Genomic DNA, 22,695 nt, shown 5'->3' on the forward strand with positions numbered 1-22,695 from the left:
ATGACTATAAAAAGCTCGTTTTCAGCCATCCTTAAAGAGTATAACGGCTCCACACTGCTTCTAAGAAAGGTCGCTACGCGTTTTTCTTATGTATTCGGTGAAATGCGTCAAGGGAGACCCACATCGTAATGAAGCTGTAGAAGCTGGCACCGAATACGACAGCCAATGCCGGAATGACGGTGGCGAGCAAATAAAAGCCGCCGAGGCCGAGGATGATACACAATGTATGAAGAGGGCTGACGAGCATCGTTAAGAAGGCATGCCTGAACAGCTGAAAAACAGGTAGGTCGAAATGCGCATAGGTCGGGAAAAGATAAAATAGTATAAGAACAAAGAACAGCATCCCGCCAAGCAACGGAGCGGATGTCCAGAGCAGCAGCTCACCGATATTAGCCTGAAGAAAAAAGAGATTGAAGATGAAGATAAATGAAATGAGATAGATGATGAGACCCAGCCGGTTGCTCTTCCAAAATTCCTGCTTGTAAAGCCGCCAAAATGCAGGAAAGACAGGCTGGTCGCTCTTCCCTTTCAGCCATTGGCGCATAACGGAAAACATCACTACGGTCGCTGGGAATAATCCTAGTACGATCCCGCCCGTTATTGTAAAGAAAATCCATAGCCCATTTAAATAGGCAAAACGTGTGATCCATTCAAGGATACTGTATAATGCACGCCCCATAATTGGCCTCCCTGCAATAAAGATACAGGATCTATTATATAATGCTTTATTCGTTTAATAAACAAACAAAGAGGGAGGGAATGCGATGAACTTTGTAATCGGAATTGATTTAGGAACGAGCGCCGTCAAGCTGCTGCTTGTCAATCAGCACGGGGAAGTAGCGGCAGAGGTTTCCAAAGCCTATCCTTTAATCCAGCAGAAAGCAGGCTTCAGTGAACAGGAGCCGGACATATGGGTGAAGCAGACGATTGCCGGATTGAGCGAGCTGCTGGAACAGTTTGCCGGAGACCGCTCACAGATTGAGGGGCTCAGCTTCTCCGGTCAGATGCACGGCCTCGTGCTTTTGGATGAGAAGCAGAAGCCTGTTCGCAATGCGATTCTCTGGAATGATACGCGGACTACAGCAGAATGCCGAGAAATTTACGAGACGGCCGGCAAGGAACGGCTTCTTCAGGTGACGAAGAATCCGGCGTTAGAAGGGTTTACTTTGCCGAAAATTTTATGGGTGAAAAAGCATGAGCCTGCGCTTTTTCAAAGAGCACGCACATTTGTATTGCCAAAGGATTATGTCCGGCTGAAGCTGACCGGGCAGCTTCATATCGATTATTCGGATGCGGCCGGGACGCTATTGCTCGATATCGCTAGAAAAGAATGGAGTGCAGAGCTATGTCGCCTATTCGGACTGGAGCCTGATTTTTGTCCGCCGCTGATCGGTTCGCATGAAGAGGTGGGCACCGTTTTGCCAGAGATTGCTGAACGTACCGGATTGCCTGGACAAACGCGTGTATTTGCCGGAGGGGCCGATAATGCGTGCGGAGCGATTGGTTCAGGCATTCTTGAGGAGGGGAGGACGCTGGCGAGCATCGGAACGTCCGGCGTTGTGCTTTCCTATGAATCAAGCGGGGATAAAGATTTTCAGGGAACCGTTCACTATTTTAATCATGGCGCCCCTGACTGCTTTTATACGATGGGTGTGACGCTGGCTGCCGGGTTCAGCCTCAGCTGGTTTAAAGAGGAATTTGCGAAGGGTGAAAGCTATGCCGAACTGCTCGAAGGAGTCGACACGGTTCCGCCTGGCGCCAATGGATTGCTGTTTACCCCGTATTTGGCCGGGGAGCGAACGCCGCATGCCGATTCGGTGATCCGGGGCAGCTTTATCGGCATTGACAGCTCGCATAAACGGAAAGATTTTGTTCGCGCCATCCTGGAGGGAATTACATGTTCTTTGCATGAGTCGGTGCAAATTTTCCGTGAGCAGGGCAAGAAGATTGAAACGGTTGTCTCCATCGGCGGGGGCGCGCAGAACGAAACATGGCTGCAAATGCAGGCCGATATTTTTGAAGCGACCATCGTTAAGCTCTCAAGCGAGCAAGGACCGGGAATGGGGGCGGCAATGCTGGCCGCTGTCGGCTGCGGCTGGTTTACGAGCCTGCGCCAATGTGCAGATGCATTTTTGAAGGTCGAAAAGGAATTTCAGCCGATAAAAGACAACGTTGCACAGTACAAGGAGCTATTCCGGCTTTATCAGGCTGTCTATTTGAATACGAAGGAATTGAACAAGAGCTTAGTCAAATTCCGGAAATAGGATGCTTATTTGAGGAAGACTGAAACAAAACCGGTTAGCCATACTAGGGGCTGTGCAAGAGGCTGTTTTCACCTTTTGCATGGCCCTTTTCATATGCCTTCTACATGAATCAATAGGCAGAGATAATAAGTTGTTTTCAGAATTCTTATAGCATGAATGGCGTGGAATAATTGAGGAAAAATGTTACTTTTATGTTAAAGTTAATGGTATGAATTTATAGAGTATAAAATGGAAGTAGAGGGTTTACTAAGGGGTCCTTTACAATAATCGAAGGGGCTATTATGAAAACACATCATGTATTGATTATTATGTTAATGTTGTTAGTTGGATGCAGTCAAAGCCAGGCTCAGTATAATAAGGAATTAGAGCAAACAATATACTCTCTTGTAGAAGAAATATTGCTTGAATTATCAAGTAAACTAGAATAACTCCTTGCTGTCCTAACGTTGTGAAAGAATGTACTTAAGGTAATGGGTAGCTTTAGTTTAGGAGTTGGCAGACCTACTATTAGTGACGAAAGAGGTACTTCATCAATGTTTTCTAAAGAACAATTACAAGCCTTAATCGAGGGGGAAATTCTTGGAGAAACGTACCCTTATGATACAAAGAATGAACAAGAAATTGAAGCACATATTAGAGGGCTATTTTATAGAATTAACCGTATACCTCATTTAGTATGTGAGGCAGAGTGGAATCATTTTGGCAGTGGATACGCCTCTTTTGTTGAATTTTTTTGCTATCGAAAAGAAGATAGTACAGTCGTTGAAGAGAAATACGGGGTTCAAGAGGTTAAGACAAATGGAATGATTATAGATATTTGCCGCTTAGCACCTGTAGCAATCATCGGTGAAGATGACAGGTATAAAAAAATTAAGGTTGAAACAAATGAAGAAGTGGGTGGAGCATATGGCACGTTACTTGACGGGACTAATAGATTCGTTTGTAGTGAGAAATTTCAAAGAACTGAAGAACAATTGAAACAATCATTAAAAGAGTTTCAGTATGAATTATTAGAGACTGAAGAATTGACTCAACCTCTGTCCGTTCAAACGAAAATACCAACAATCTATCGAAAACCTAATCAATATTTAGTGATGGACGCCATTTTTTATTGGGAGGATTAGGACTGTACTGATTAAATAAATCTAGAAAATAGGACCTGTTTTTTTCAACAAAAGGGTGGAAGTAAAGGTAAGCTGTGACAACGGCTGTTGGTTTTGTATGCACTAAAAAAGAAAGGCTGATTTAATGAAGGCAATCAAACAAGGAGGATTCCTTTTATTTGCGATAGGTTCCTTCTATCTCATGTTGATGTTGGTTTCAGGTTGTAGCCCTATCGTTGAGGAGGATACAAACACTCAATTTAAAACGGTACAGGAAGCGGCATTAGAAAGTGAGCTTGCAGCAGCTGATGTTTTTCATACTGAAGAATTAAGTGAAACGGCATTTGCTTTTTACCAGTCTCAGGAGAGATATGGAATACTGCACTTTTCATTAAAAGAAGATGGTTGGGATTATCAAGGGAGTTCAGGTCACGCTACGGAGGGGGATAGAAAGCCTTTTTCTTTTAGTCAATCAACGTGGCATAAAGGGGATGCTTCTACGGATCACGAAGGCTCCTATACAACTGTATTTTTCGGAGAAATGAGTGACCCTGAAATTAAAAAAATGACGATTGATTATCGCGATGGCAAACGTGATGCAAATCTAATACGAACTAACGGGAGAGCCTATTGGTATCTTGTTTCAGAACAAGATGACGGTACTGAGGGAGTCGACACGGTTTCTGCTTATTCCGCTGAGGGAGAATTGCTTTATCGGAGAGGGGAGTAACCGATATACCGCTTCGTAATTAGACTTCACTACGTTGGTGCTGTATGTAGTCCTGCTTTTAAGCTTGAGGGAAAGGAAACGAGCCTTTTTTGCCCCAGGCTTATTTTTTGTGGCAGCAGCTGAAACATCTTCTTCTAAAAGGAAGGATAGTTATTCCACTATAAGGAGACACTTATAACTTGAGAAACGATAGTCTTGTCATAAACAGGGCGACAAAGTTAGTTTTCATTGTCATTGAATCCCGCTTTAAGGCTGCTCTATGATTGAGTTAGCAGTTATGATTATTTTTTGAAAGGAAGAATGAAATGGCACAATCAAATATGAAAGTGAAAGTGCAGAAGTTTGGTAACTTCCTCAGTTCAATGGTATTGCCGAATATTGGTGCTTTTATTGCATGGGGTTTGATTACAGCTTTATTTATACCAACTGGCTTCTTTCCAAATGAAAGCCTTTCCAGTTTGGTAGATCCAATGGTTTCCTACCTGCTGCCGCTTTTAATCGGTTACACGGGAGGAAAGCTGATTCACGATCATCGAGGAGGGGTTGTCGGGGCGGTTGCGACGATGGGTGTGATCGTCGGCGCGCCGGATACACCGATGTTCTTAGGAGCCATGGTGATGGGACCGCTCGCCAGTTATGTCATTAAGAAATTTGATCAGGCGATTGATGGAAAGGTCCGGGCAGGCTTTGAAATGCTCGTCAATAATTTCTCTGCCGGTATTCTCGGTGGGATTTTGGCGATTCTCGCCTTCCTTGGGGTAGGTCCTGCCGTAAACGGCTTTACGCAAATTCTGGTGGCTGGTGTTGACTGGCTGATCGATGCCGGGCTCTTGCCATTAACAAGTATTCTGATTGAACCGGCGAAAATTTTATTCTTAAACAACGCGATCAACCACGGTGTGCTGTCTCCGATCGGGCTGGAGCAGGTGCGGGAAGCGGGCCGCTCGGTGATGTTCCTTCTCGAAGCGAACCCAGGACCTGGTTTAGGGGTGCTGCTCGCGTTCATGCTGTTTGGCAAAGGGATGGCAAGACAATCTGCACCGGGTGCGGCGCTGATTCACTTTGTCGGCGGGATTCATGAAATTTACTTCCCTTATGTATTAATGAAGCCAATGTTATTAGTATCGGTCATTCTTGGTGGTATGAGTGGGGTTTTCACCCTCGTCCTATTAGGTGGGGGACTTGTTTCACCGGCTTCTCCTGGTAGTATTATTGCGATTACTCTTGTAACGGCTCCGGAAGGGATGGTTTATATCGCAAACTATGCCGCCATCCTCGTTTCAACTGTTGTGTCGTTCGTCATTTCGGCGATCGTACTGAAGTCAGGCAAGCAGACAGAAGAGGATCTGGACGAAGCAACAAAGAAAATGGAGCAAATGAAGGGTAAGAAGAGCTCGGTTGCCGAACAGGTGACAGGTGGAGCAGGAAATAACAAAACTTTGCCGAAAGAGGTCAGTAAGATTGTTTTTGCCTGCGATGCCGGAATGGGATCAAGCGCGATGGGCGCCTCGCTGCTCAAGAAGAAAGTAAAAGAAGCAGAGCTTGATGTGACGGTTACGAATACAGCGATCAGCAATATTCCGGCTGACGCCGAGGTCGTGATCACGCAGGAAGAGCTGACGCCGCGTGCGCGTAATAAGGCACCTGACGCTTACCACATTTCAGTCGATAACTTCTTATCAAGTCCGGAGTACGATAAGCTGATTGCCGGCCTGCAAAATGGCATTACCGGAGAACAGGCAGAGCTAATCGAACAGGCTGAGAAAGACGCTGCGGACGTCGAGCCGAATCTCGATCAAGATGATGATCTGTTGCTTGAAGAGAACATTTTCATCGGCCAGAAGTTCGCGACGAAGGAAGAAGCGATTCGCTTTGCTGGTGAAGCGCTGGTGAAGGCCGGATATGTGGAAGACAACTATGTAGAAGCGATGTTGGAACGAGAGGAGATTACCTCGACGTACATGGGTAACAATGTCGCGATCCCGCACGGAACGGAAGAGGCAAAGAAGGCGGTCATTAAATCCGGTTTCACAGTTGTCCAAGTGCCGGACGGCGTTGATTTTAATGGTGAGCAGGCCAAGCTGATTTTCGGGATTGCCGGAAAAGACGGGACGCATTTAGAAATCCTTTCAGGCATTGCTGTTATTTGTTCGGAGCAGGGAAATGTCGATCAAATGGTTGAAGCGAAATCAGCTAAAGAATTAATGGAGATTATTAACCGCAAATAAATGCGCTTGTGCGCCGGGGCCGGCCGGAAGGAGGGAGGCAACGGCGCGCTTAAGCACGCAAATTCCACTTCTCTGTTGCTTTTTTCTCTTGGAAGAAACACCTAATAAGTGAAATGAGTGAGAAGAATGTTTATAACCTCAAGGGAAAAATCTATTATTGATCTCATCGTCAAAACATCTGGAAAGCATACCGTTCATTCTCTGGCGACCTATTTAAATGTCAGTGTCCGAACGATTCAAAGGGATCTGAAATCGATCGAGAAAATGTTGCAGCAATTTGAATTAGGAGTAGACCGCACCGGAAATGAAGGGTTGTTTATTAAGGGGAAAAATGAACAGATTTACAGATTGATCCAGCATTTGGCGAGCGTTGATCCAACTGATGAGACACCTGAGGAACGCAAGCTGAAACTGCTCGTGACACTGCTGCATGAAGGCCCCTCTTTTAAAAAGCAGGTTCTCGCCCAACAGCTTGGGGTCAGCGGGGCGACATTAACCTCCTACCTCGATGATATAGCAGACTGGTTAAGTAAATTTTCAATTACGTTAACGAGAAAAAGAGGGGTTGGAATTGAACTGGTGGCGCATGAAGAGAACAAGCGCCATGCTTTAGCCAGCTATGTGCTCATTTATTTTTATGAGGATTTGCTGGAAAGTTTATATTTGCTGCAGCAAGGGAAGAAAACAGATCACATTCTCGGCTATTTTGTGCCTGAGTATTTTGGCGCGATTGACGAACTGCTCCAGCGGGAAGCTAAGAAAGCGCAAATCAGTCTGGCAGACAGTGATTATATCGGTTTAATTGTTCATATTTGCCTGTCAATGCAACGGACGGAGCATCATTTTCTGTTGGAGCTGGATTATCCAATTGAAAATGATCAGACAGCCGAGTTTCAATGGATGGCAAAAATTTGCCGGGAGCTGAAGGAGAGTCTCTCGATTCCGATTACGGAGAACGACATTTACTTTTTAACAGTCATTTTAAGAGGCTCGAAAGTTCAGACGGATGAGTCCGTCTATTATGACAGCATCGTGCTGGGAAAGCTGTTAAAGGACGTCATTAACGAGGTTTCGGCCAAGCTGCATGTTAATTTGGCCGATGACTTCTCCCTTTACCGCGGCTTGCTTGCCCACATGGCTCCTGCGATCTACCGGCTGAAGCAGCAGTTCGACTTATTTAATCCGCTGACGGAGGATATCAAAAGAAAATACCCCGTTCTCTTTATCGTTGTAAAACAAAGCCTTGAGAGACACTTTAAAGATATCACCTTTCCTGAAGATGAAGTTGCTTTTATCGTCCTCCACTTTGGCTCGGCGTTATTGATGAGAGAAGAAAAGGTTAGCATCAAAGCGGTCGTTGTCTGTCCGACAGGGATCGGTACATCGAAAATGCTGGCAAGCCGGATCAAAAACGAAGTAGCTGAAATTAAGACGGTCGATATAGTGTCGATTAAGGATTTTCAAACGGAAGATCTTGAGGAATATGACCTTGTTATTTCCACAGTGCGGCTCCCTTTTACGAATATAGATTACATTTTGGTGGGTCCGCTGCTTGATGATCACGATATTGAAATCATTCAGCAGCATTTGCAGCGAAATGTAGAGCGGGTAACTAGAAACAAGCACTATTTAGCCCCTGACAATCAGCCTGCCCGTCTTCCTGCGATCCGGATTCTTTTGCAGGAGATCAAGGATGTCTATTCCAGTATGGAGGCGATTCTCGATCATTTTAATGTATTTCATCATTCCGGCGATGATTATTGGCATGTGTTAGAGGAGATGGTGGAACAGGCGGAGCATGGCGGACTTCTCGCGAATCCAGCTGAAGTTATCGAGCGACTGAAGGAGCGGGAGCACACGGGAGGTCTTGGTATCCCGCAGACGACGATGGCTCTTTACCATTGCCGGGCAGAAGGGGTGCATGAGCTGATTTTTCAGGTAGCTCATTTTGAGCAGCCGTGCCGGGTGAAAGGAATGGATGGGGAAGTGATGCCGGTCAAAAACCTGTTGTTAATGCTTGCCCCAGAGAATATGAGCAACAGGGAGCAGGAAATACTGAGTATGATTAGTACAAGCTTAATCGAGAGTGATCGGGCGATGATGGTCTTCTCATCGGCGAATGAAACGATGATCCGCCAAAAGCTGGAGGAATTATTTTTAGATTATTTACAAAATCAATTGATAAAGGACTGATTTAGTTTGAAGCAAGCTGTCCATTTTGGAGCAGGGAACATCGGTAGAGGGTTTATCGGGTCCTTATTTTCCCAGTCCGGCTACCATGTCACCTTTGTCGATATTGCGGAGCAAATTATTAACCAGCTAAATGAAAAACAGCGTTACGACGTCATACTGGCGACAGAGCAGAAAGAAGCGGTAACGATAGACAATGTGTCCGGGTTAAATAACTTAAGCCAGGAGAACGAAGTCATCGAAGCGATTGGGAACGCCACCTATTTGACTACCGCGATCGGTCCGGCTATTTTACCAAGGATCGCGCCGTTAATCGCCCGCGGAATTGCTAAGAGAATCGCTGACACAGATGAAAAGTTATATGTAATCGCCTGCGAAAACCAAATCGGGGCGACAGATATGTTAAAGCAGCATATTATCGATCAGCTTGATGGGAAAGAAAAGAGCAGGCTCGAAGGAAGGGTGTTTTTCTTCAATTCCGCTGTTGACCGGATCGTCCCGATTCAGGTGCAGGATTCTCTCAATGTGCTCGTTGAACCTTACTTTGAATGGGTCGTCGAAACGAACGAGCAAATTCCTGAAGTTGATGGAATGAAAATCGTCGAAGCGCTTGCCCCTTTTATTGAGCGCAAGTTATTTACGGTTAACACGGGTCATGCGGTGATCGCCTATTTCGGCTATCTCGAAGGAAAAGCGACGATTGATCAGACATTGGCAGATGAGAAGATTGCAACTCAGGTTGAGGAGACATTGAAGGAGACGGGGGCTTATCTTGTCAAAGAGTATGGTCTGGATGAAACCGATCATTTGTCTTATATTCAAAAAATTATTAACCGGTTTAAAAACCCGTATTTGAACGATGGCGTGACGCGGGTGGGAAGAGCGCCAATCCGCAAGCTGGGTCCTGAAGATAGACTGATTCGCCCGGCAACACAGGCGCAAAAAGCCGGCTTGCCTTATCACAATCTTGCTAAGGCGATCGCCGCCGCGTTGCTGTTTGATGATCCGGCCGATCAGGAAGCGCAGGATCTTCAGAAAATGATTCAGGAGAACGGACCCGCCTATGTGTTGAAAACAGTCAGCGGGCTGGAGGAAAACAGTGAAGTGGCGCAAGAGGTGCTTCGCCAGTATCATATACTGAAAAGCAGATAACTGCTTCCTTTGTTAATCGGCTTCGTGTTATGGCAAAGAATATCAATATCCCCGGAGAGGCAAATCCAGCCTTTTCGGGGATATTCACGCTATTGCTGTTTTTCCAGTGCTAATTTAATTCCGAACCCGATTAAAATGCCCCCTGTTGCCTTATCCATCATCCGCTGAACGTTGGCCGACATCAGCCAATTGCGTAAATAGTTGATAAAACAGACATAGAGTAGAAACCACGTGATCGATAAGACGGTGTGGATGATCCCCATCATCATGAGCTGGGCAGTTACCGGAATCGCACTGCTGCTGCTGACAAACTGCGGGAGGAAAGTAAGATAAAACAGGGCGACTTTCGGATTGAGAACATTGGACATCAACCCTTGTTTATACGCTGATGTGCGGCGCCTCGTTTGATCATCCTGCTTTGTCATGTGAGCCATCTTCCCCTGCTTGTTTGCCTGAAAAAATGAAGAAGCCCCGAGATAAATTAAATAAATCGCCCCGATGTATTTCACAATTTCAAAGGCCAGTGCTGACTGCATTAAAACAACAGAAAGGCCAAAAGCCGCGGCACACGTATGAACTAAAGTGCCTGTCGTTATTCCTAACGCCATTTTGTAGCCATGTTGCCGGCCGTCGGCAATGGTCCTTTTCGTGATAAGCGCGGTATCAATGCCGGGGCTCAAGACGATAAATAAGGTCAGCAGTAAAAACGGAAAGAAATCATTCATATTCTCACTCCTCGGCAGTGTTGGTGGAAAGTGTAATTTACCATTTGTTAAATATAAGTTAACAAAAATGACTAAAAAAAGGAAATGATTTTTTATCAATGCTATCTTCTTTTTGTTTCTGCCGCTATAATGTGTTTTCAGAAAATAACCATGAAATGAACAATATGAATAGTAAGAAAGTTTTCTATTCTACTCCACTCATTTTTTCACGAAGCTGTAAAATTTATCGTACTTGCTGTCCGGTGCGCGGTTTCCTCACCGAGCAGTTTTTTGACAACGTGCAAAGCCATATTGATTCCCGCTGAGACGCCAGCTGAGGTGACCACCGTCCCTTCGTCAACGAATTTTCCTTCTCTGACGACGTCGATGTCCGGATGACGTGTTTCCAGTAATCTTAATGCCGAGTGGTGAGTTGTTGCGCGCTTCCCTGCCAGCGCACCGGATTGCGCCACGAACAGTGCGCCGGTACAGACGGAGGCGATCAGTTTATCATGATAGGAGGCAATCCAGTCAATGATTGCTTTGTTTTGCGAAACAGCGGTAATCGCTTTTAGCGGTCCGCCGGGTACAATGATGACATCAAAGCTCGGACAATTCGCCAAACTATAGTCGGGAGAGACGATTAATCCGTGATTGACGTGAACGTCCTGGCCGTTCTCCGAAACTGTATGAACGAGAAAAGGCTTCTTTTCTCGCGGTAAGTCACCTTTAAGCAGGTGGTTTACATCTTCCCTCTCATACGTCGTCATATTAAAAACTTCATACGGCCCAGCGAAGTCGAGCGCATCAACATGATCAAACAGCAAAATTCCAACGTTATACTGGTTAGGCATTAAATTCCCCCTTTTTGTCATAATACCCTATATGGGTATATGGAGCAAGTGGAGAGAAAGTGAAATTTTTTTAGGATTCGCTCTTTACATTGACGCTGCGTAAACGTTTATAGTGAAGGAGTCAGGAGGTGAAGTGATGGAATATACGGTGCAAAAACTGGCGCAAATGGCGGGAGTGACGAGCCGAACAATTCGTTATTATGATGAAATCGGGATTCTGAAGCCGGCAAGAATCAATTCATCCGGGTATCGGATCTATGGACAGGCGGAGGTCGATAAGCTGCAGCAAATTTTGTTTTACCGCGAGCTGGAAGTAGATCTTGAACGGATCAAGGAGATCGTCACCTCTCCGACCTTCAATGAAGTAAAGACATTGAAAGAGCATCGCGATAAGCTTCTGACAAAGCAAAAGCAGCTGGATGCGTTGATTGCCACTGTGGAAAAGACGTTGGCTGCAAAGGAAGGGAGAATAACGATGAGTGACAGCGAAAAGTTTGAAGCGTTTAAACAGACGTTAGTAGATGAGAACGAGCGAAAGTATGGCGCGGAAATAAGAGAGAAATACGGGGAGAAGACTGTTGAGCATTCAAATGCTGCATTGAAAAGCATGACGAAGGAGCAGTATGCCGAGATGGAAAGGCTCGGCGAGGAAGTTCTGGATGTGTTGCATGAGGCGTTTTTAACAGGCGATCCGGCGGGGGAGCTGGCGCAAAAGGCGGCCGATCTGCATCGCCAATGGCTCGGCTTTACGTGGGCGAGCTATTCCAAGGAGGCGCACGCCGGTCTGGCGCAAATGTATGTCGATGATGAACGGTTCACGGCATTTTATGATAAGAAGCAGCCCGGGATGGCCGCTTTTCTGCGCGATGCGATTCATATTTATACCGGATTGGAAAACGGTAATTAATCGAGAAAGGCGGCGGATTTTCCGTCCGGCCGCCTTTCTATATGAGGACCCCCTCATCCGTGCTTTTGACATTGGGTGGACGAGAAACTATAATAAATAATATAGCAGGTTATGGAGGATTATTAAAAAATGGTACATTATATTAGACTGCGTTTCCCAGCTTTGAACCGGTAATTAAATACGTTCAAAGGCTCTGTTTTGTGTTTGCAGAGTAAACGGGATCAGTCTGCCCTTTTTTAATAATCTTCATTTCATATTGGAAAGGCCGCTTAAGGATAATCCTTTAAGCCGGTCTTTCTGCGATGAATATGTCATGAAAGAAAGGTGGATCGTGCTGCCTTTCTTTCTTTATGTCCATTATTCCTTCTTTTGCGAAACGGGAGAAGGTGTATGTGAGACGGCTTCCTCACTCTTAACCTGACTTGGGTGTGGACGTTTCCCTTTACTCTCAATCACAGGCAGTCTGCCTGTGATTTTTTTCGTTCAGGCAGCCGCTGGCTCCTGATAAAGCAGAAGGGAAGAGTGAGCAGGAATGAATAAACAAAAAAAGATGGAGAGCGTTCAACAGCATATTGCGGCGATTTGCTGCCCATATTGCCGGCGCTCCTTACAAGTGAAGAATGGCAGCTTGATTTGCGCGGACGGCCACACGTTTGACCTGGCGAGACAAGGCTACGTCAACATGCTGAACCGCCCGGGAAATCAGCAATATGATAAAAGATTGTTCATGGCAAGACAGGAGATTATTACGGCCAGCGGACTATATGACGTGTTACATCAGAAGATCGCCAAAGTGGTTAAGGAATACTTCGCCGCCGGGCGTTCCTCTCTTTTCATGTTAGATGCCGGGTGTGGCGAAGGGTCGCATTTGCAACGGATAATCGAGCGGAGCCAACAGCCGGTTATAACCGGGGTTGGTCTTGATCTTTCAAAGGAAGGCATTAAGCTGGCTGCCCAGTCCTATAAGGAGCCGCTTTGGTTCGTCGGGGATTTAGCAAAATCACCATTCACTGACGGGGTGTTCGATGCGATTTTGAATATCCTGTCACCAGCCAATTACAAGGAGTTTCAGCGGCTGCTCGCTCCAGACGGGATCGTGATAAAGGTCGTTCCGCGCCAGAACTATTTAAAAGAGCTGCGAGAGGCGTTATTTATGGAGACGGAGAAAAAGGTTTACCGAAAACAGAGTCCGGCCCACCGGTTTAAAGAGCACTTTGAGCTCGTTGACGTGATGGATGTCAGCCATGTAACAAGCTTGAATCAAGCTCACCTGTCCCAGCTCGCGTTAATGTCTCCGCTGTCCTGGACCGCGGAAAGGGAGAGGATTGTGCGTTTTTCGGAGCGGGTAACAGCCGGAATTACAATTGATTTAGAAATTATAGTCGGACGGCTGAAAGGATAGTCGGCACATTTTTGCTTTTCACCGTGGCGGGTATTAAGATAAGGGGGATAAGGAGCGTGAAGAGATGAAAACGGAACAGCAGTACTTTGAAGAAGGAAAATCAATTCAGACGTACATGGAAGAAATGAGCAAGCTGAAAGAAGAAAGCACCGGCGTGTATAAAGCATTTGAACTGCCTGAGGACGGCTTTGTGGACACGTTGAAGCGGCATCGTCTTCACTTCCTGATAATCACCGAAGACTGGTGCGGGGATGCGATGATGATTAATCCGGTCATTCGTAAAGTAGCAGAGGCCGCTGGTGTCGAAATGCGTGTCGCGTTGCGTGATGCAGATACTGATTTGATCGACCGTCACTTAACAAATGGCGGGCGGGCGATTCCGATTGTTTTGATTTTAGATGAACAAGGGCAGCTTGTTGGGAAATGGGGCCCGCGTTCTCCTGAAGGACAGAAATTGGTTGACGGGCTGCGGGCTGGCTTACCACCGAAGGAGGACCCCGGCTTTGAGGAAAAGCAAAAAGCGATGTACGCCGCGCTGAAATCAACATATGCAGAGGATTCCCAGCTCTGGCTTTCTGTCTATGAAAGCTTTAAAAAGACCGTGCGGAGTCTGATAGGGTAAAAAAGTGCGGGGCTGGTTCAAAAAAGGTTGTTTTGGACCGGTCCCGGTTTTTAAAGACTATTATTGACAATAAGGAAGTACTCCATTTACAATTATGACTGACAGTCAGTCATAATTTGTCTTGAAGAAGGGAGCCAGAAAGATGCCAGCAAAAACGATGCCGACCGGACCGAAGGGAAATCCTGTTTTAGGAAATACGGTTGAGTTTGGGAGAGATCCGCTCCGCTTTATTACAAAATGCAGTCAGCAGTATGGAGAGATTGTCCGCTTGAAATTTGAGAAGGACAGGGAGTCATTTCTCCTTAACGATCCCGAGCATATTCAATACGTTTTCATGAACAAAGGCGGCGAGTTTTCGAAAGGGTATCAGCAGGACCCAATTATGGGGCTCGTATTCGGCAATGGTTTACTGACAAGTGAAGGATCGTTCTGGCTCAGACAACGCCGTTTATCCCAGCCTGCCTTTCATCCGGGGCGGATTGCTGATTATGCCGGGACGATGGTGCGTTACAGCGAGCGGATGGTAGCGCAGTGGAACGATGGGGACAAACGGGATATCAATGACGAAATGATGCAGCTGACGATGGCGATCGCGACGAAGACTCTGTTTGACCTCGACCTTCATCAAGGCGACTCCCGTGATGCGAGCCGCGCGCTCGATACGGTGATGACCGCCTTCAACACGCAAATGACAAATGTATTCCGCCATATTTTGCATCTAATCGGACTTGGTAAGCTCGTCCCGCCAGTTAATCGTCAGCTAAAGGAGGCGGTGGCTGACTTGGATAACATGATCTATGCCATCATAGAAGAAAGACGGAATCACCCTGGTGACCGGGGCGACCTTCTTTCCATGCTGATTTCCACTTATGATGAAGACGATGGCAGCACGATGACCGATCAGCAGCTGCGCGACGAGGTCATTGCCCTATTTTTAGCAGGGCATGAAACAACGGCCAATACGCTCAGCTGGGCCTTTTACTTGCTTTCCCAGCACCCGGATATCGAGGAGAAATTGTATCAGGAAGTGTCTCGGGTAGTAGGTGATCGTCCCGCCACGCTGGCTGACTTATCGAAGCTGTCTTATACCGAGAATGTAATTAAAGAAACGCTGCGCATTCAGCCGACAGTATGGTTGATTTCAAGATACGCAGAGCAGGACGTCACACTCGGAGGCTACGAGATTCCGGCCGGCTCGGAGGTGATGATCAGTCAGTGGGCGATGCACCGGAATCTGCGCTATTTCAATGATCCTTTGACTTTTTCTCCGGAAAGGTGGGATAATATCGATAACAAGCCTTCTAAATATGTTTATTTCCCTTTCGGCGGCGGCCCTCGAATTTGTATCGGGGAACGGTTTGCGATGATGGAGGCGATGCTTCTACTCGCAACGATTGTCAGAGAGTTCCGCTTTGAACTCGTCGATCAGCTGCCAATTAAAATGGAGCCGTCGATTACACTGCGGCCGAAGCACGGGATCAACATGAGGCTGCATAAACGATAAGAATAGATGCTCCAAAAGGGTCTGGAACGATCTTTTTGGAGCCATTTTAACGAGCGGGTGATTGGTGATGAAACAGCAGAATGCAGAGCGGCGGGCGGAGATTCTTTCTGTGGCGCGCGAGGTGCTCGCGGAAAAAGGACTGGAAGCGACAAAGGTATCGGAGATTGTCAAACGGGCAGGGATAGCCCAAGGGACGTTTTATTTATATTTTGATTCGAAGAACGCGCTGATTCAAGCATTGACGAAGGAAATGATGGACAAGGTATTTGACGTGGTGAGTGAAAGTCTCAACGAAAGTGCTACGTTTGAGCAGGGACTCCGCGAAGGGCTCCGGGTGGCCTTTCACAGCATGAGTGACTATTTGGACATTTTTAATATCCTGATGAATGGCTGTGCCGTGCTTTCCTCAGACCCGCAGGAATGGAGAGAGCTGTTTGCGCCATTTTATGAGCTGCTGGAAGCGTATATTAGAAAGTGGCAGGAAGAGGGAAGCGTCGATTCTCAGTTCGATCCGAAGGTGATCTCAAGGCTGATCGTGTCATTGACCGATCAGGCGGTTGATGATTATTACGTGCACCGTTCGTCTGCCTCTGTCGAGTTGTATATCGAAAACCTGACGAGATTTGTGCAAAAAGCGTTGCAGGCATAGCTTCACGAAGCGAGCGCCTACGGTTTTAGAGATATGGAAAAAGGATGAACTCCCTTTCCCGTATCTTTTTTGTTTTTTCTGAACAGCGGTTACAGACAGAATCCCTTTAAAATCAGTTGCATCAGAAAGGTAACAAAAATATACTATGGACAAGAGTCAGAGCCAGAATGTACGGCTTTCAAAAAGCAGGTGAAGTATGGATGAGAAGAGAAATGGTGCAGGAGCTGTGCTTGAATTATACGAATTTAAGCGCAGAAGATATAGAGGTTATTCAAGGAGTCGCCGCCAATTTACAGCTTATTGCTGATCTGAATAAAGCGAATATTTTTATTGACTGTCTGACGAAGGAGGGCCAGCATGCGATTGTGGTGGCGGAAGCCTCACCTGCGACAGCCTTACCGGTGTACGAGAACCCGGTAGTTGGAAAGTTTGCGTATGAAGCGTTCGAGCCGGCGGTATTTAATACGTTACGGACAGGCAAGCCGATGTTTCAAAATCGCGCGTTAACGCAGGAGGGCAGGACAGTGGAGCAAAGTGTTGTTCCACTCTTGGGGCCGCGGGGGCGGGTTATCGGCACGGTCATTATGGAGAAAGCAAGTGAAGAGCTGCATTATCAGCAAAAGGTGAAGGCTTTGTCGGAGGCGAATGAGACATTGAGCGAAATGCTGATCGGGATCACGGAGCAACAGCCGATATTGCCTGAAGTGATGGAGGATTCGATCTTCTTTATTAATGATCAGGGCGAGTTGTTCTATACGAATCGCCCGGCGATTAATTTGATTCACGAAATAGGCGGGGAAGGAAAGGTAGGGAATCGGCTTACCGATTATTTCCCGGAGGTCGCTGCGATTTTGGAGGATGAGGAGGAGGTGCTTGTAAGCGAAATTCCTATTCTTGACCAGATATTTCAAGTGAAGAAAATCCCGCTCACACAGCTCGATCATGACAAAAGCGCAATTGTCATTTTGAAAAACATCACAGAATTGCGCGAGAAGGAACGGGAGCTGCTCGTCAAAACTGTTACGCTGCGCGAGGTTCACCATCGGGTGAAAAACAATTTGCAGACGGTGGCCAGCCTGCTGCGTCTGCAAATGAAAAGAGGATTACCGGAAGAAAGCAAGGTTTACTTTGCTGAAAGCTTGAACCGGATTACGAGCATCGCCGCTGTGTATGAAATCATCCTTGCCAATTCAAATGTTGATGTCGTCGATCTCTATCAGCTCGTTGAGAAAATCGGCAACGCTCTTGTCGGTGAAGCAGAGCGCGAGGAAAAGAAAATTGAGCTCTCCTATTCAGGAATACCGGTTCAGATTGAGTCAAGCAAGGCTGTGACGATTGCGTTAATTATCAATGAATTAATCCAAAATTGTGTGAAGCATGCATTTGACGGGATGGATAAAGGTCAGGTCGACGTTACGTTTACGCGGGAAGGGGATCGTTTTTTGATTCGTGTCACGGACGATGGAAAAGGATTTGCCCCGGAGGCGAGGTCTTCGTTAGGGCTCGATATCGTGACGATGCTGATTGAGCATGATTTGGCGGGTGAGTTTTCGATCAGGCAAATGGAAGCAGGGACTGTCGCTACGGTTGATATCCCGCTGAACAGGGAGTTGGTGTTGCGGTGAAAAAACGGATCTTGCTCGTTGAAGATGAATCGATTGTCCGGCTTGATGTTTCCATGATGCTTGAGGAAGCGGGCTATGAGGTCATCGCTCAGGCGGGGGATGGAGAGAAAGCGATTGAGCACGCGTTTCAATTGAAGCCGGACTTAATTATCATGGATATTAAAATGCCGAAATTAAACGGACTGAAGGCAAGCGAAATCATCTCGAAAAGACTGGATCTGCCGATTTTGCTGTTGACCGCCTACAGCCAGCGGGAATACATCGATAAAGCGAAGAGGGCGAATATCGTCGGTTATTTAGTTAAGCCGGTTTCCGAAGCGAGCCTTATTCCAGCGGTGGAAATTGCCTTGCAGCAGGCGGAAAATGCCCGGCTCTACCGGCGGCAGGTCGAGGAAATGGATCAGAAGCTGAAGGATCGAAAGCTGATTGAGAAGGCGAAGGGAATGCTAATGAACAAATATAGCCTGTCCGAGGAGGAAGCGTATCGGAAGCTGAGACGAATGAGCATGGATAAACAGGTCGGCATGGAGGCAATCGCCCGTGAGATCGTAAAGAGGGAGTCGTAAGCTGTGCCTTAAAAAACACAACCTTTCTACAGCGGAGTTGGGGGCTTGTGGCAATGTCCCTACGCTCATTACGAAAAAGCTGTTGAAAAAGTGGGCATCGTACTTTTCAGCAGCTTCCGTACAAGGAGCTTTAATCGATCATGGCGATGCCGCTCTTTGCTTAAAAGAGGATTGTAAGATAATCTGACAGAATTTTTTGAATGAAGCGGTGTACAACAAGAATCAGTTCGTCTATAATACGTTCTATAGCAAATGAATCTAATCGGCAAAGGCGCCTTATACAAACTTTCATCGCAGTGGATGAGGTTTTTGTAAGGCGCCTTTTTGATTGCGTCAAAATGAGGAGGTGACTTCGTTATTCACTCATTTGTCCCTGGAAGCGAGGAGATCTACAGTGCCGGAATTGATATTGGAACGAGCACGACGAAGCTCGTTTTAAGCAAATTTTTCATTCGAAACATGGCGGGTGGGATGCATATGCCGCGCATCGAAATTGTCAACAAAGAGATCATTCATCGGAGTCCGATTTATCGAACACCGCTAAAGTCCGCGACGGCAATTGACATGAAAAAGGTAAAAGACCTCGTTATGCTGGAATATGCAAAGGCAGGGATAGCGCCGGCTGATATTAAAACGGGCGCCGTGATGATTACAGGGGAGACGGCAACAAAGCACAATGCTAGAGAGGTCGTCGATCATTTATCTGACTATGCCGGCGATTTTCTAGTGGCGACAGCCGGGCCGGATTTAGAAGGAATCATTGCCGCAAAAGGATCGGGAGCTTACGAATATTCCAAAAAGACGGGAAAGGTGGTCGCCAATATCGACATCGGCGGAGGGACGGCAAATGTAGCTGTTTATCAGGCCGGGAAGCTTTGTGGAACATGTACGTTGCACATAGGTGGACGACTGATTGAATTGTCCGATGGCCATATTCAGCGCTTGTCGCCGCCAATCAAACAGCTGCTGCCGCAGCTTGGAGTAACGCTTGTAGAAGGTCGCGGCTATACGCGGCCGGAGCTGAAACAAATAACCGATTATATGGCCGCGGTTATTGAACGAATGCTTCGGTGCAGGCTTATCGGCGAAGATGATGTGCTGCTTCTTGGGCATCCTCCCGACTGGGAGGAAGAAATAGAAGCGATCATGTTTTCAGGAGGAGTCAGTGAATGTCTGTACCGTTATGAAAGAGCGACCGAAGAGACGGTATACGAAGATATCGGCGAGCTTTTGGCGACCTCACTTCAAGAGAACAGCGGCTTAGCATCGTGGAGGTGGATTCCTCCGAGTGAAACGGTGCGCGCTACGGTGCTGGGGGCAGGCATGCAAACGACGGACATTAGCGGCGCGACGATTCAGGTTGATCCGGCTGATTTGCCGATCAAAAATTTGCCCGTCTTTCGCGTCAGCCTCAATCATGATCTCAAAACCGGGAAAGCGGTTATTCATCAGGCGGTGAAGCAGGCAATTGAGCTCTATGATCCGCAGCGTGAAGGGCAAAATTTTGCTCTGTATGTGAGTGACATCCCTTATTTAAGCTTTAAGGATGTGCAGTTTTTAGCGGGAGTACTGCTGGAGGCAATTCAGGCAAAGCCGTTCAGCGCTCAGCCTTTGGTCATTGTGCTTGAAGCGGATTATGCGAAAGTGCTTGGACAGACGCTGACGTTTCAGGCCAGGCAGCAAAGCGTCATCTCGATTGACCAGATTCATGTCGGCCATGGTGACTATATTGATATCGGTCACCTTCTCAAGACAGGTGTCGTGCCATTCGTCGTCAAAACGTTGACATTTCAACATTAAGAGAGAGGAGGGCTTATGTATGAAGCTGCAAACAACCTATCTTGGAACCGTGTATCAATTTTCCTCATTAAAGGAGTTGTTCGCGAAAGCAAATGAAGAGAAATCAGGGGATCGTCTGGCGGGGATTGCGGCGGAAACCGTCCAAGAGCGAATTGCCGCCAAGGAAGTAGTCAGTCAGCTGACGCTCGGTGAAATACGGGAGAATCCATTGTTGACGCCGGAAGAGGATGAGGTGTCAAGAATTATTGAAGAACAGATCAATGAACCGATTTATCAATCAATGAAAAACTGGTCGGTCGCCGAGCTGCGTGAATATATTTTAAGCGATGAGGTGACAGGGGAGGAGCTGCTGCGGGTCAGCCGGGGGTTAAACAGTGAGATGATCGCCGCTGTCGCCAAGTTGATGTCGAACCTTGACCTTGTTTATGGAGCGAATAAAATCGAGGTTATTACGAAATGCAACAGCGCGATTGGTCATAAAGGAACGCTGGCCTCACGTCTCCAGCCGAACCATCCGACCGATCATGTGGAAGGGATGCTCGCCTCGTTAAAGGAAGGGCTCTCCTATGGCGTCGGCGATGCGGTCATCGGCATTAATCCGGTTGATGATTCTGTTGAGAGCGTGAAGCGCCTGCTGCATGCGACTCATCAATTCATACAGGAGTGGGAAATTCCAACGCAAAATTGTGTGCTTGCGCATGTGACGACACAAATGAAGGCCGTCGAGCAGGGAGCGCCAGCCGATATGATTTTTCAAAGCATCGCCGGTACCGAGGCAGCCAATAAATCATTTGGCATTTCCGCTGCGCTGCTGGAGGAAGCGAATCAGCTCGTGAAAACATACGGTACGGGAACAGGTCCGCAGCGGCTCTATTTTGAGACGGGGCAAGGCTCGGAACTGTCGTCCGAAGCACATTACGGAATCGATCAAATGACGCTTGAATCACGTAATTATGGCTTTGCCCGCCATTATGATCCATATATCGTCAACACGGTTGTCGGCTTCATTGGACCAGAATATTTATATAACAGCAAGCAGGTGATCAGAGCGGGGCTTGAGGATCATTTTATGGCTAAGCTTCACGGCATCCCGATGGGGGTCGACATTTGCTATACCAATCATATTAAGGCCGACCAGAATGATATTGAAGACTTGGGCGTCTTGCTGACAGCTGCCGGAGTGAATTTTATTATCGCGACACCGATGGGTGATGATTGCATGTTGAACTATCAATCCATGAGCTATCACGATATTGCCACGCTGCGGCAAACATTAGGACGACCGCCTTCACCACGCTTCGCGGAGTGGTTGGAACAAATGGGGATATTCGAAAATGGAAAGCTAAGCAAGCTCGCTGGAGATCCGACGATCTTTTCATGATAGGAGTTGAGGATAGTGAATTCAGAGTTTATTGAAAGGCGGCAAGATGAGAAGAACAGCAGCCAAAATAAAGTCACGAATATTCGGGAGAGATCAACTGAGACGAGTACGAGCAAGACACAATCCCTTTTCATAGAATCGCCGACGGAGGAGGCTTCTCCCGCTGTCCGGATCAAGCACGCCGCGTTGAGGGAACCGGAGCATAAAGCCGAGAAGCTGCGGGAGCTGATGAACAAGACGCCTGCCCGGATTGGAGTTGGCAGAGCCGGAGTACGGCCGAAAACGAAGGAGTGGCTCAAATTCCGCTATGACCATGCCGCGGCGGTGGATGCTGTCTATGGCCAGGTCAGTGATGCACTGCTGGAGGAGCTGAATTTGTTTAAGGTGAACACGCAGGTAGCGGACAAAGAAACGTATATGATCCGCCCCGATTATGGCAGGAAGCTGGCCGAAGAGGCGAAGCAGGTCATTCGCAGGAACTGTGAAGCGTCCCCGACTGTGCAAATAATCCTATCAAATGGACTGAGCGCCAGTGCTGTCGAGGAAAATGCCGCAGATGTCTATTTATCGTTGCAGCAGGCGTTAATCAGTGCCGGCCACAAGCTCGGAACGCCCTTTTACATTGAAAATGGAAGAGTAGCCGTAATGGATGATGTCGGCGAGATTTTACGTCCCGAGGTGATCGTTCTCCTCATTGGCGAGCGTCCGGGCCTGGGAAGCGCGGAATCGTTAAGCGCCTATCTTTGCTATCGCCCGAGAAGCGGTACAATCGAAGCGGAACGAATGGTTGTTTCCAATATTCATAAAGGCGGAATTCCACCGGTTGAAGCAGGAGCGTATATTAGCACCGTCGTTGAAAAAGTAGTAACGCACCGGGCAAGCGGGGTGTCGTTGGCCAGGATGGAGAGCTGACAGTGGCCGATCTTCATTGTTAAATAGGAAACTGGAAGGTGCCGGAGAAAGCCGGCTTTTTATAGCTCGTGCGGTGCGGTCCGCTTATTCGGAAGAGGCTGG

General features: G+C 47.2%; 19 protein-coding genes. 16 read left to right on the forward strand and 3 right to left on the reverse strand.

Annotation, left to right across the window (positions count from 1 at the left end; all coding sequences use genetic code 11):
- Positions 1-73: 73 nt before the first annotated feature.
- Positions 74-679: a YesL family protein gene (locus M3212_RS14315; protein ID WP_251194657.1), complete on the reverse strand. Its 606-nt coding sequence runs from the start codon at positions 677-679 to the stop codon at positions 74-76.
- A gap of 85 nt (positions 680-764) precedes the next feature.
- Between M3212_RS14315 and xylB the strand changes: the two genes are divergently transcribed.
- From xylB to M3212_RS14345, 6 genes are all read left to right on the forward strand, one after another.
- Complete coding sequence (gene xylB, locus M3212_RS14320; RefSeq protein ID WP_251194658.1) at positions 765-2,264, forward strand: xylulokinase; 1,500 nt, start codon at positions 765-767, stop codon at positions 2,262-2,264.
- Between the two features lie 533 nt (positions 2,265-2,797).
- A complete protein-coding gene (locus M3212_RS14325; RefSeq protein WP_251194659.1) occupies positions 2,798-3,388 on the forward strand; it encodes a hypothetical protein in 591 nt (196 codons plus the stop codon).
- A gap of 124 nt (positions 3,389-3,512) precedes the next feature.
- The gene (locus M3212_RS14330; protein WP_251194660.1) at positions 3,513-4,097 is read left to right on the forward strand and encodes a hypothetical protein; all 585 of its coding nucleotides are present in this window, start codon (positions 3,513-3,515) and stop codon (positions 4,095-4,097) included.
- Between the two features lie 305 nt (positions 4,098-4,402).
- The gene (locus tag M3212_RS14335) at positions 4,403-6,325 is read left to right on the forward strand and encodes a PTS mannitol transporter subunit IICBA (RefSeq protein WP_251194661.1); all 1,923 of its coding nucleotides are present in this window, start codon (positions 4,403-4,405) and stop codon (positions 6,323-6,325) included.
- 126 nt (positions 6,326-6,451) lie between these two features.
- Positions 6,452-8,518 (forward strand): BglG family transcription antiterminator, encoded by a 2,067-nt coding sequence (locus M3212_RS14340; RefSeq protein WP_251194662.1) that lies wholly within the window; start codon positions 6,452-6,454, stop codon positions 8,516-8,518.
- Positions 8,519-8,524: 6 nt separating this feature from the next.
- Positions 8,525-9,667 carry a mannitol-1-phosphate 5-dehydrogenase gene (locus tag M3212_RS14345; RefSeq protein WP_251194663.1) on the forward strand — a complete coding sequence of 381 codons (1,143 nt, stop codon included), beginning with the start codon at positions 8,525-8,527 and terminating at the stop codon, positions 9,665-9,667.
- Between the two features lie 89 nt (positions 9,668-9,756).
- On the opposite strand, the gene M3212_RS14350 is transcribed toward M3212_RS14345, so the two are convergent.
- Positions 9,757-10,392 (reverse strand): LysE family translocator, encoded by a 636-nt coding sequence (locus M3212_RS14350; RefSeq protein ID WP_251194664.1) that lies wholly within the window; start codon positions 10,390-10,392, stop codon positions 9,757-9,759.
- A gap of 206 nt (positions 10,393-10,598) precedes the next feature.
- A complete protein-coding gene (locus M3212_RS14355; protein ID WP_251194665.1) occupies positions 10,599-11,225 on the reverse strand; it encodes a DJ-1/PfpI family protein in 627 nt (208 codons plus the stop codon).
- 136 nt (positions 11,226-11,361) lie between these two features.
- Here M3212_RS14355 and M3212_RS14360 point away from each other — a divergent pair, with 136 nt between their 5' ends.
- From M3212_RS14360 to eutC, 10 genes are all read left to right on the forward strand, one after another.
- Complete coding sequence (locus M3212_RS14360; RefSeq protein ID WP_251194666.1) at positions 11,362-12,132, forward strand: MerR family transcriptional regulator; 771 nt, start codon at positions 11,362-11,364, stop codon at positions 12,130-12,132.
- A 532-nt stretch (positions 12,133-12,664) separates the two neighbouring features.
- Positions 12,665-13,534: a putative RNA methyltransferase gene (locus M3212_RS14365; RefSeq protein WP_251194667.1), complete on the forward strand. Its 870-nt coding sequence runs from the start codon at positions 12,665-12,667 to the stop codon at positions 13,532-13,534.
- 64 nt (positions 13,535-13,598) lie between these two features.
- Entirely contained in the window at positions 13,599-14,156 is a 558-nt protein-coding gene (locus tag M3212_RS14370) for a thioredoxin family protein (protein ID WP_251194668.1), read from the forward strand.
- A 142-nt stretch (positions 14,157-14,298) separates the two neighbouring features.
- Complete coding sequence (locus tag M3212_RS14375) at positions 14,299-15,660, forward strand: cytochrome P450 (RefSeq protein WP_251194669.1); 1,362 nt, start codon at positions 14,299-14,301, stop codon at positions 15,658-15,660.
- Between the two features lie 67 nt (positions 15,661-15,727).
- Positions 15,728-16,309 (forward strand): TetR/AcrR family transcriptional regulator, encoded by a 582-nt coding sequence (locus M3212_RS14380; RefSeq protein ID WP_251194670.1) that lies wholly within the window; start codon positions 15,728-15,730, stop codon positions 16,307-16,309.
- Between the two features lie 200 nt (positions 16,310-16,509).
- Complete coding sequence (locus M3212_RS14385; protein ID WP_251194671.1) at positions 16,510-17,934, forward strand: sensor histidine kinase; 1,425 nt, start codon at positions 16,510-16,512, stop codon at positions 17,932-17,934.
- Positions 17,931-18,500: an ANTAR domain-containing response regulator gene (locus M3212_RS14390; RefSeq protein WP_251194672.1), complete on the forward strand. Its 570-nt coding sequence runs from the start codon at positions 17,931-17,933 to the stop codon at positions 18,498-18,500. The genes M3212_RS14385 and M3212_RS14390 overlap by 4 nt, the downstream gene beginning before the upstream one ends.
- A gap of 357 nt (positions 18,501-18,857) precedes the next feature.
- On the forward strand, positions 18,858-20,300 hold the full coding sequence (locus M3212_RS14395) for an ethanolamine ammonia-lyase reactivating factor EutA (protein ID WP_251194716.1): 1,443 nt from the start codon (positions 18,858-18,860) through the stop codon (positions 20,298-20,300).
- A 19-nt stretch (positions 20,301-20,319) separates the two neighbouring features.
- Positions 20,320-21,681, forward strand: a complete 1,362-nt coding sequence (locus M3212_RS14400) for an ethanolamine ammonia-lyase subunit EutB (RefSeq protein WP_251194673.1) — start codon at positions 20,320-20,322, stop codon at positions 21,679-21,681.
- Positions 21,682-21,696: 15 nt separating this feature from the next.
- Positions 21,697-22,593 (forward strand): ethanolamine ammonia-lyase subunit EutC, encoded by an 897-nt coding sequence (eutC, locus tag M3212_RS14405; protein WP_251194674.1) that lies wholly within the window; start codon positions 21,697-21,699, stop codon positions 22,591-22,593.
- The last annotated feature ends 102 nt before the right edge of the window (positions 22,594-22,695 follow it).

The organism is Halalkalibacter oceani (assembly GCF_023715705.1).
In the GTDB taxonomy this organism is placed as follows: Bacteria; Bacillota; Bacilli; order Bacillales; family Bacillaceae_D; genus Halalkalibacter; species Halalkalibacter oceani_A.